At 71.4% G+C, this 7,267-nt stretch carries 6 protein-coding genes; 5 read left to right on the top strand and 1 reads right to left on the bottom strand.

What is annotated here, in order from left to right:
- The 4 genes from dacB to hpt all read left to right on the top strand — a co-directional run.
- On the top strand, positions 1–529 hold a 529-nt coding region (gene dacB, locus CQZ88_RS04260; protein ID WP_102799293.1), incomplete at its 5' end, for a D-alanyl-D-alanine carboxypeptidase/D-alanyl-D-alanine-endopeptidase.
- Positions 520–1,560: a zinc-dependent metalloprotease gene (locus CQZ88_RS04265; protein WP_006930430.1), complete on the top strand. Its 1,041-nt coding sequence runs from the start codon at positions 520–522 to the stop codon at positions 1,558–1,560. The genes dacB and CQZ88_RS04265, both read left to right, overlap by 10 nt.
- 2 nt (positions 1,561–1,562) lie before the next feature.
- Positions 1,563–2,561 carry a tRNA lysidine(34) synthetase TilS gene (tilS, locus tag CQZ88_RS04270; RefSeq protein ID WP_006930429.1) on the top strand — a complete coding sequence of 333 codons (999 nt, stop codon included), beginning with the start codon at positions 1,563–1,565 and terminating at the stop codon, positions 2,559–2,561.
- A gap of 20 nt (positions 2,562–2,581) precedes the next feature.
- A complete protein-coding gene (hpt, locus tag CQZ88_RS04275; protein WP_006930428.1) occupies positions 2,582–3,136 on the top strand; it encodes a hypoxanthine phosphoribosyltransferase in 555 nt (184 codons plus the stop codon).
- Here hpt and CQZ88_RS04280 read toward each other — a convergent pair.
- Complete coding sequence (locus tag CQZ88_RS04280; protein ID WP_102799294.1) at positions 3,124–5,118, bottom strand: serine/threonine-protein kinase; 1,995 nt, start codon at positions 5,116–5,118, stop codon at positions 3,124–3,126. The two genes, hpt and CQZ88_RS04280, sit on opposite strands and share 13 nt — an antisense overlap.
- Before the next feature lie 224 nt (positions 5,119–5,342).
- Between CQZ88_RS04280 and ftsH the strand changes: the two genes are divergently transcribed.
- Positions 5,343–7,267 (top strand): ATP-dependent zinc metalloprotease FtsH (gene ftsH, locus CQZ88_RS04285; protein ID WP_102799295.1); only part of this gene is annotated, 1,925 nt, incomplete at its 3' end.

Here is a 7,267-nt window from a genome sequence, read left to right on the forward strand (position 1 = left end):
GCGCGACCGGCTCGGGCAGATGATGGGCTACTCCGACAATGTCCTCGCCGAGGCCGTCGGCCGCGAGATCGCCGCGGCCGAGGGCGCCGAGCCGTCGTTCCGCGGCGCGGTCGACAGCGTCTCCGCGGTCCTGCGCGAGGCCGGATTCGACCTGACCGGGCTCACCCTCCACGACGTGAGCGGGCTGTCCGTCGACAACCGGATTCCCGCGCAACTGCTCGACGGGGTGATGGCCGCCGCCGCCGGAACCGAACAGGCGTCGCTGCGCCCGATGCTGGACTACCTGCCCGTCGCCGGCGCCACCGGCACCCTCTCCGAGCGCTACGCCTCGACCAATCGCGACGGGGCGGGTTGGGTCCGCGCGAAGACGGGCACTCTGTCACAGGCGAGCGGCCTGACCGGATTCGTCGTCGACACCGACGGACGGGTGCTGACGTTCGCCCTGTTGTCCAACGACCGTCCGCCGGGCGAGAGCCGGCCGGCCCTCGACGCGGTGGCGGCGACCCTCCGAGGATGCGGATGCCGATGACCGACCAGGACCGGACGCTGGGTGACGCGATCGACTGGAAGCTCGCGGCCGGGATCGGGGCGCGCCTGACCCGACCGGGCCCGGCGATGTCGCGCTACACCGCCGAGACCGTCTCCGCCGAGCTGGCGTCGGCCGCCGACCGCGCCGAGCCGCCGGTGCGGGAGCTGACCGGACTCGGTGACGGGCGGGACGTGCCGCCCGCCGCGGTCGTCGACCGGTCCGGCTGGGTGCACGCCGCCGCCAGGTCGATGGCAGACCTCACCGGTTCCGGGCCCGCCGACGGCCGCTGGGTCGGCAAGCCCGCCGGCGTGCAGGCCGGTGCGATGCTCGCGTACCTTTCCTCCGCCGTGCTCGGTCAGTACGACCCGTTCTCACGGTCTCTGCTGCTCGTCGCGCCGAACGTCGTCGCGGTCGAGCGGGCGCTGCGGGTGCCCACCGCCGACTTCCGGCTGTGGGTGTGCCTGCACGAGGTCACCCACCGCGTGCAGTTCGCCGAGGCGCCGTGGATGGCGGATCTGATGCGCGAGGCCGCGGCGGAGCTGGGCCGGACCGCGGAAGAGTCGTTCACCGACCTGGCCGGCCGGATCACCGGGGTCCTGCGCGATCGCCGGCCGGGCGAGGAGAAACCCATGGCCGAGCGCGGCGTGCTCGGTCTCGTCCGAGCGGTGCAGTCCGAACCCCAGCGCGCCGCACTCGACCGCATGCTGGCCCTCGGCACCGTGCTCGAAGGCCACGCCGACCACGTGATGGACGCGGTCGGGCCCACCGTGGTGCCCGCCGTCGCGCAGATCCGCCGGGCGTTCGACAACCGCCGGCGCCGGGCCGTGAACCCCGTCCACCGCATCATCCGCGCACTGCTCGGGATGGACGCCAAGATGGCCCAGTACGTGCAGGGCAAGAAGTTCGTCGACACCGTCGTCGAGCGGGCGGGCATGGCCCGGTTCAACGTCGTCTGGAGCGGTCCGGACGCGATGCCGACCCTCGCCGAGATCGACGACCCCCACGCGTGGATCGCGCGGGTGCTGGGCTGACGGTGTCGTCCGAGCGGCCGCTCCTGCCCGAGACCCCTGCCCTCCACGAGGTGCGCCTGGCCGTGCGGCGGTGGGTCGCGGCCCACGGCCGGTCCGTCGCGGTCGGCCTGTCCGGCGGCGCCGACTCGTCGGCCCTGACCGCCGCCGCCGTCGCCGAGGCGGATTCGGTGCGGGCCGTCGTCGTCGACCACGGCCTGCAACCCGGCTCCGGCGACGTGGCCGCCCTGGCCGCGGAGTTCGCGCGATCCGCCGGGTGCGGATCGGTGCAGGTCGTCCGCGTCGCGGTGACCGGCCCCGGCGGACTCGAGGCGGCAGCGCGCGCGGCCCGCTACCGGGCGCTCGGCGAGGCCCGGGCGGGGTTGCCCGTGCTGCTCGGGCACACGCTCGACGATCAGGCCGAGACGGTGCTGCTCGGGCTGGGCCGCGGTTCCGGTGCCCGGTCCCTCCGCGGCATGTGCGAGTTCGACGATCCGTGGGGCCGCCCCCTGCTCGGGGTGCGCCGCGAGGTCACCCGCCGGGCATGCGCGGAACTGGGGTACGCGCCCTACGAGGACGCGCACAACAGCGACCGGCGCTTCACCCGGGTGCGGCTGCGTGAGGAGGTGCTGCCGCTGCTCGAGGAGGTGCTCGGGGGTGGGGTCGCGTCGGCCCTGGCGCGCACGGCCCGGCAGTTGCGCGAGGACGAGGACGCATTGGAGGAACTGGCCCTGCAACTGCTCGCGGAGGCCCGGGCCGGGACCGGCCTGGCCGTGGACGCCCTCGCCGGCACTCCCGTGGCGGTGCGACGGCGGGTCCTGCGGCGATGGCTGCTCGACTCGGGGGCGTCGGCGCCGACGGACCGCACCCTGCGGGCCGCCGACGAGCTGATCGGCCGGTGGCGCGGGCAGGGCGCGGTGGCCGTGGGCGGCGGGCCGGAGCCCGGCGTCAGGTTGGTGGTCACGCGTCGGCGTGGCAGGCTGATCGTCGAGTTCGTCGGCCGGCGACAGGGCGCGGACGACTGAGGGAAGGCAGGAAGAACCCGGTGTACGAGAACGACATCGCGTCGGTACTGATCTCCGAGGACCAGATCAAGCAGCGCACGAAGGAGCTGGCCGAGACCATCGCCACGCGCTACCCGGTGGGCGCACCCGAGGGTGACCTGCTGCTCATCGGCGTGCTCAAGGGCGCGATCTTCTTCATGACCGACTTCGCGCGGGCACTGCCGATCCCCACCCAGATGGAGTTCATGGCGGTCAGCTCGTACGGGTCGTCCACGTCCTCGTCCGGTGTGGTGCGCATCCTCAAGGACCTCGACAAGGACATCGCCGGCCGGAACGTGCTGATCGTCGAGGACATCATCGACTCCGGCCTGACGCTGTCCTGGCTCATGCGCAACCTCTCCTCGCGCAACCCGGCGTCCCTCGAGGTGGTGACGTTGCTGCGCAAGCCGGAGGCCGTGAAGGTCGACGTCCACGTCGCCGACGTGGGATTCGACATTCCGGACGAGTTCGTCGTCGGCTACGGCCTCGACTACGACGAGCGCTACCGCGATCTGCCGTACATCGGCACCCTCGACCCGAAGGTCTACACCGGCTGATCCGAGGTCGGCCCCACCGGATCGCGCGTCGACCGGGTCGGGGCCATGCCGCGCTGCAGTGCCCGCAGGTCGTCCTCCATGATGCGGAACAACCAGTACACGAGCACGAACGCGGCGATGCTGCCCACCGCCAGCACCCGGACCGCGACGAGAACCTGCTGGATCTCCTCGGGCGAGAGATACGTCACGCCGGCGACCCCGACGAGCGGCACGGCCGCCGCGAGCGCCAGGTAACGCACACTGCGCCGGTGCAGCCCCTCGAGTTCGCGGGCGTCCGTGGCGTCGGTCGCCCCGTGCGGCAGGAACGCCGGATACAACGATCGCACCATGTAGAAGGCGACCAGGAAGAACGGGTAGGCGACGGCGATCGCGCCGCACACCAGGATCGACGTGAGGAAGTGCGCGGCCGAGGGGCCGTCGATGTTGCCGCCGACGAAGTGCAGCGCGACGGGGAACGCGATGCCCGCGACCGTCCACAGGGTCATCACCACCGCGGCGACGCGGTCGCTGATCAGCAGCGCGTCGTGCCGGGCCCGGGCGAGTTCCACCGCGTTGTAGCTGCGGCCGCGGTGGAGGCCGCGCGGCACGGTGATCAGCCGTCGGCACAGGTACACGATGATCACCGTGCCGAGGGGGAAGGTGATCCCGTTGATGATCAGCGCGAGCTGTTCGAACTCGCGCTGGGTGTCCGGTGGGAGCCGGTCGACGATCAGGTTCGCATTGTGCTGGTAGTTGTACAGGGCGGCCAGCACGTTCGGGATCGCGATCGCGGCCGTGAGGATCGGCACCACGGGGCGGCGCAGCCGGGCCCGCCAGCTGTGCGGCGGCGGGTCGACGAGGTCCCGGGCCCGCGGATCGAGGCATAGGTCGAACTGCTGGGCCAGCTCCGCGCCCGACGCCCACCGGTCCGCCGGATCCGGCTCGAGGCACTTCGCGAGCACCCGGAGCAGGGTCTGGGGGCAGTCGGCCGGGACCCGCTCGCGTGCAGCCGCGGTCAGTCCCGTGCGGCGCCGCGCGAGCATGGTCTCGAGCGCGGGCAGGGTCTCGGCGCCCAGATCGTCCTCGCTGTTGGGCCGGCCGCCGGTGAGCAGTTCCCACAGCATCACCCCGAGCGCGTAGATGTCGCTGCGGGTGTCCATGTCCGCGGCGGTGCCGGGCAGCCCGGGATGGCACGCCTCGAGTTGTTCGGGCGACATGTAGGCCAGGGACCCGCCGAGGTACGCCACGGCGGACGTGCCGCCGACGGACTCGGCGAAGCTGATGTTGAAGTCGGCGAGCTTGGGCACGCCCTCCGCGGTGAGCAGGACGTTGGCCGGCTTGACGTCGCGGTGGAGCACGCCGCGCCGGTCGGCGTAGTCCAGCGCGGAGGCGAGCCGGCGGCCGAGCCACGCGACGGTCTCGGGCCAGGTCAGGCTCTCGAGCCGGCTGCGCACGGTCGACTCGGCGGGCCGGATCTCACCCTTCTCGGCGAGGGTCTCGTCGACGACGTCGAGCAGGAGCCGGCCGCTGCGCTGCTCCGGCGGGGTGGTGCGCACCCGGTGCAGCACCCGCAGCAGCGTCCCGCCCGGCAGATACTGCATGTACAGCAGCCGCAGGCCGTGTTCCGGCAGGATCCGCTGGTCGAAGACGCGGACAATGTAGTCGTGGTCGAGCTGGGCGAGGGTCTGCGCCTCGGTGCCGCGGTCGGGGGAGATCTTCACCGCGACGAGCCGCTGCATCGAGTGCTGCCGGGCGAGGAACACGCGGCCGAAGGCGCCGCGGCCGAGGTTGGTGAGCAGGTCGAAGTCGTCGATCCGGTTCCCGGCCTCGACGTCGTCGATGCCGGCGGGGGCGCGGACCGGGAAGGGCTCGGTCGTCGCCTCGCCAGGAAGGACGGCCGCAGCCGTGCGGGTCGGCTCGGCCGCAGCCGTTCGGGTCGGCTCGGCCTCGGTGATCCGGGTCGGGTCGGCCTCGGTTGCAGCGTCCGGCTCCTGCATGGCCATGCGAAATGATAACCACGTCGTGGCCCGTGACCGCAGGCACCTGACGCGACCGGGAACCCCCGGGTGGTCCCGGACGTTGATCCTTCGGACCGTGCGGCCGCGCGAGGGCAACGCTGCGCGTCCACGCGGTAACCTTGCGGTGTCCGGTTCGTCGCCGGACTCCTCGGGACGACCACGATGATGACCGCACTATCGAAAGGACCGGCCGGCCGGGCCGAACCTGTATGAACCGCAAGACAGTGTTCCGTAATCTGGCGATCGTCGCCGGCATCCTGTTGGTCATCTACGCCTTCAGCTACTTCGGCGACGACACCCGCGGTTTCGCCAAGGTGGACACGTCTGTCGCGATCGCCCAGCTCGACGCGAACAACGTCAGCCGGGCGCAGATCGACGACCGCGAGCAGCAGGTCCGCCTGTGGCTGAAGAGCGGCAACGAGGCGACCGGAGACAACACCGAGATCCTCGCGAAGTACCCGGAGTCGGCGTCCGAGCAGATCTTCGACAAGGTCGCCGGCGCGGGCCTCGAGAAGTTCGACACCACCGTCACCCAGGAGAGCTGGCTGACGTCGATCCTGCTGTTCGTGCTCCCGATGATCATCCTGCTCGGGGTGTTCTTCTTCGTGATGAGCCGCATGCAGGGCGGTGGCCGCGGCGGCATGATGGGCTTCGGCAAGTCCAAGGCCAAGCAGCTGTCCAAGGACATGCCCAAGACCACGTTCGCCGACGTCGCCGGTGCGGACGAGGCGGTCGAAGAGCTGTACGAGATCAAGGACTTCCTCCAGAATCCGGCGCGCTACCAGGCCCTCGGCGCGAAGATCCCGAAGGGCGTGCTGCTGTACGGACCTCCCGGTACGGGCAAGACGCTGCTCGCCCGCGCGGTCGCCGGCGAGGCCGGTGTCCCGTTCTTCACCATCTCCGGTTCGGACTTCGTGGAGATGTTCGTCGGTGTCGGCGCGTCCCGCGTGCGCGACCTGTTCGAGCAGGCCAAGCAGAACAGCCCGTGCATCATCTTCGTCGACGAGATCGACGCGGTCGGCCGCCAGCGTGGCGCCGGCCTCGGCGGTGGCCACGACGAACGTGAGCAGACGCTCAACCAGCTGCTCGTCGAGATGGACGGCTTCGGGGACCGGCAGGGCATCATCCTCATCGCCGCCACCAACCGTCCCGACATCCTGGATCCGGCCCTGCTGCGTCCGGGCCGGTTCGACCGGCAGATCCCGGTCAGCAATCCCGATCTCGCCGGGCGCCGGGCGATCCTGCAGGTGCATTCCAAGGGCAAGCCGCTCGACCAGAACGCCGACCTCGAGGGGCTGGCCAAGCGCACGGTCGGCATGTCCGGTGCCGACCTGGCCAACGTCGTGAACGAGGCCGCGCTGCTCACTGCGCGCGAGAACGGCACCGTCATCACCGAGGCCTCGCTCGAGGAGTCGGTGGACCGCGTGATCGGCGGCCCGCGGCGCAAGAGCCGCATCATCAGCGAGCACGAGAAGAAGATCACCGCCTACCACGAGGGCGGGCACACGCTCGCCGCCTGGGCGATGCCGGACATCGAGCCGGTCTACAAGGTGACGATCCTCGCCCGTGGCCGCACCGGTGGTCACGCGATGACCGTCCCCGAGGACGACAAGGGCCTGATGACCCGCTCGGAGATGATCGCCCGCCTGGTGATGGCCATGGGTGGCCGCGCCGCCGAGGAACTCGTGTTCCACGAGCCGACGACGGGTGCCTCCTCCGACATCGACCAGGCCACCAAGATCGCCCGGGCGATGGTCACCGAGTACGGCATGAGCGCCCGCCTCGGCGCCGTCCGCTACGGGCAGGAACACGGCGATCCGTTCCTCGGCCGCTCGATGGGCGTGCAGTCCGACTACTCGCACGAGGTGGCCCGCGAGATCGACGAGGAGGTACGCAACCTCATCGAGGCCGCGCACACCGAGGCGTGGGCGATCCTCAACGACTACCGCGACGCGCTGGACCTGCTCGCCGGTGAGCTGCTCGAGCACGAGACCCTCACCCGCAAGGACCTCGAGCGGATCCTCGCCTCCGTCGAGAAGCGGCCACGGATCACCGAGTTCAACGACTTCGGTGGACGCACGCCGTCGGACAAGCCCCCGATCAAGACGCCGGCCGAGCTGGCGAAGGAACGCGG

The sequence above is a fragment of the Rhodococcus sp. ENV425 genome, assembly GCF_002887785.1.
Classification (GTDB): Bacteria; Actinomycetota; Actinomycetes; order Mycobacteriales; family Mycobacteriaceae; genus Rhodococcus; species Rhodococcus aetherivorans.

Bases quoted from the DNA above. Each gene is read 5' to 3' on its own strand.
- CQZ88_RS04280 (WP_102799294.1), bottom strand. From the start codon at position 5,118: ATGGCCATGCAGGAGCCGGACGCTGCAACCGAGGCCGACCCGACCCGG.
- CQZ88_RS04265 (WP_006930430.1), top strand. From the start codon at position 520: ATGCCGATGACCGACCAGGACCGGACGCTGGGTGACGCGATCGACTGG.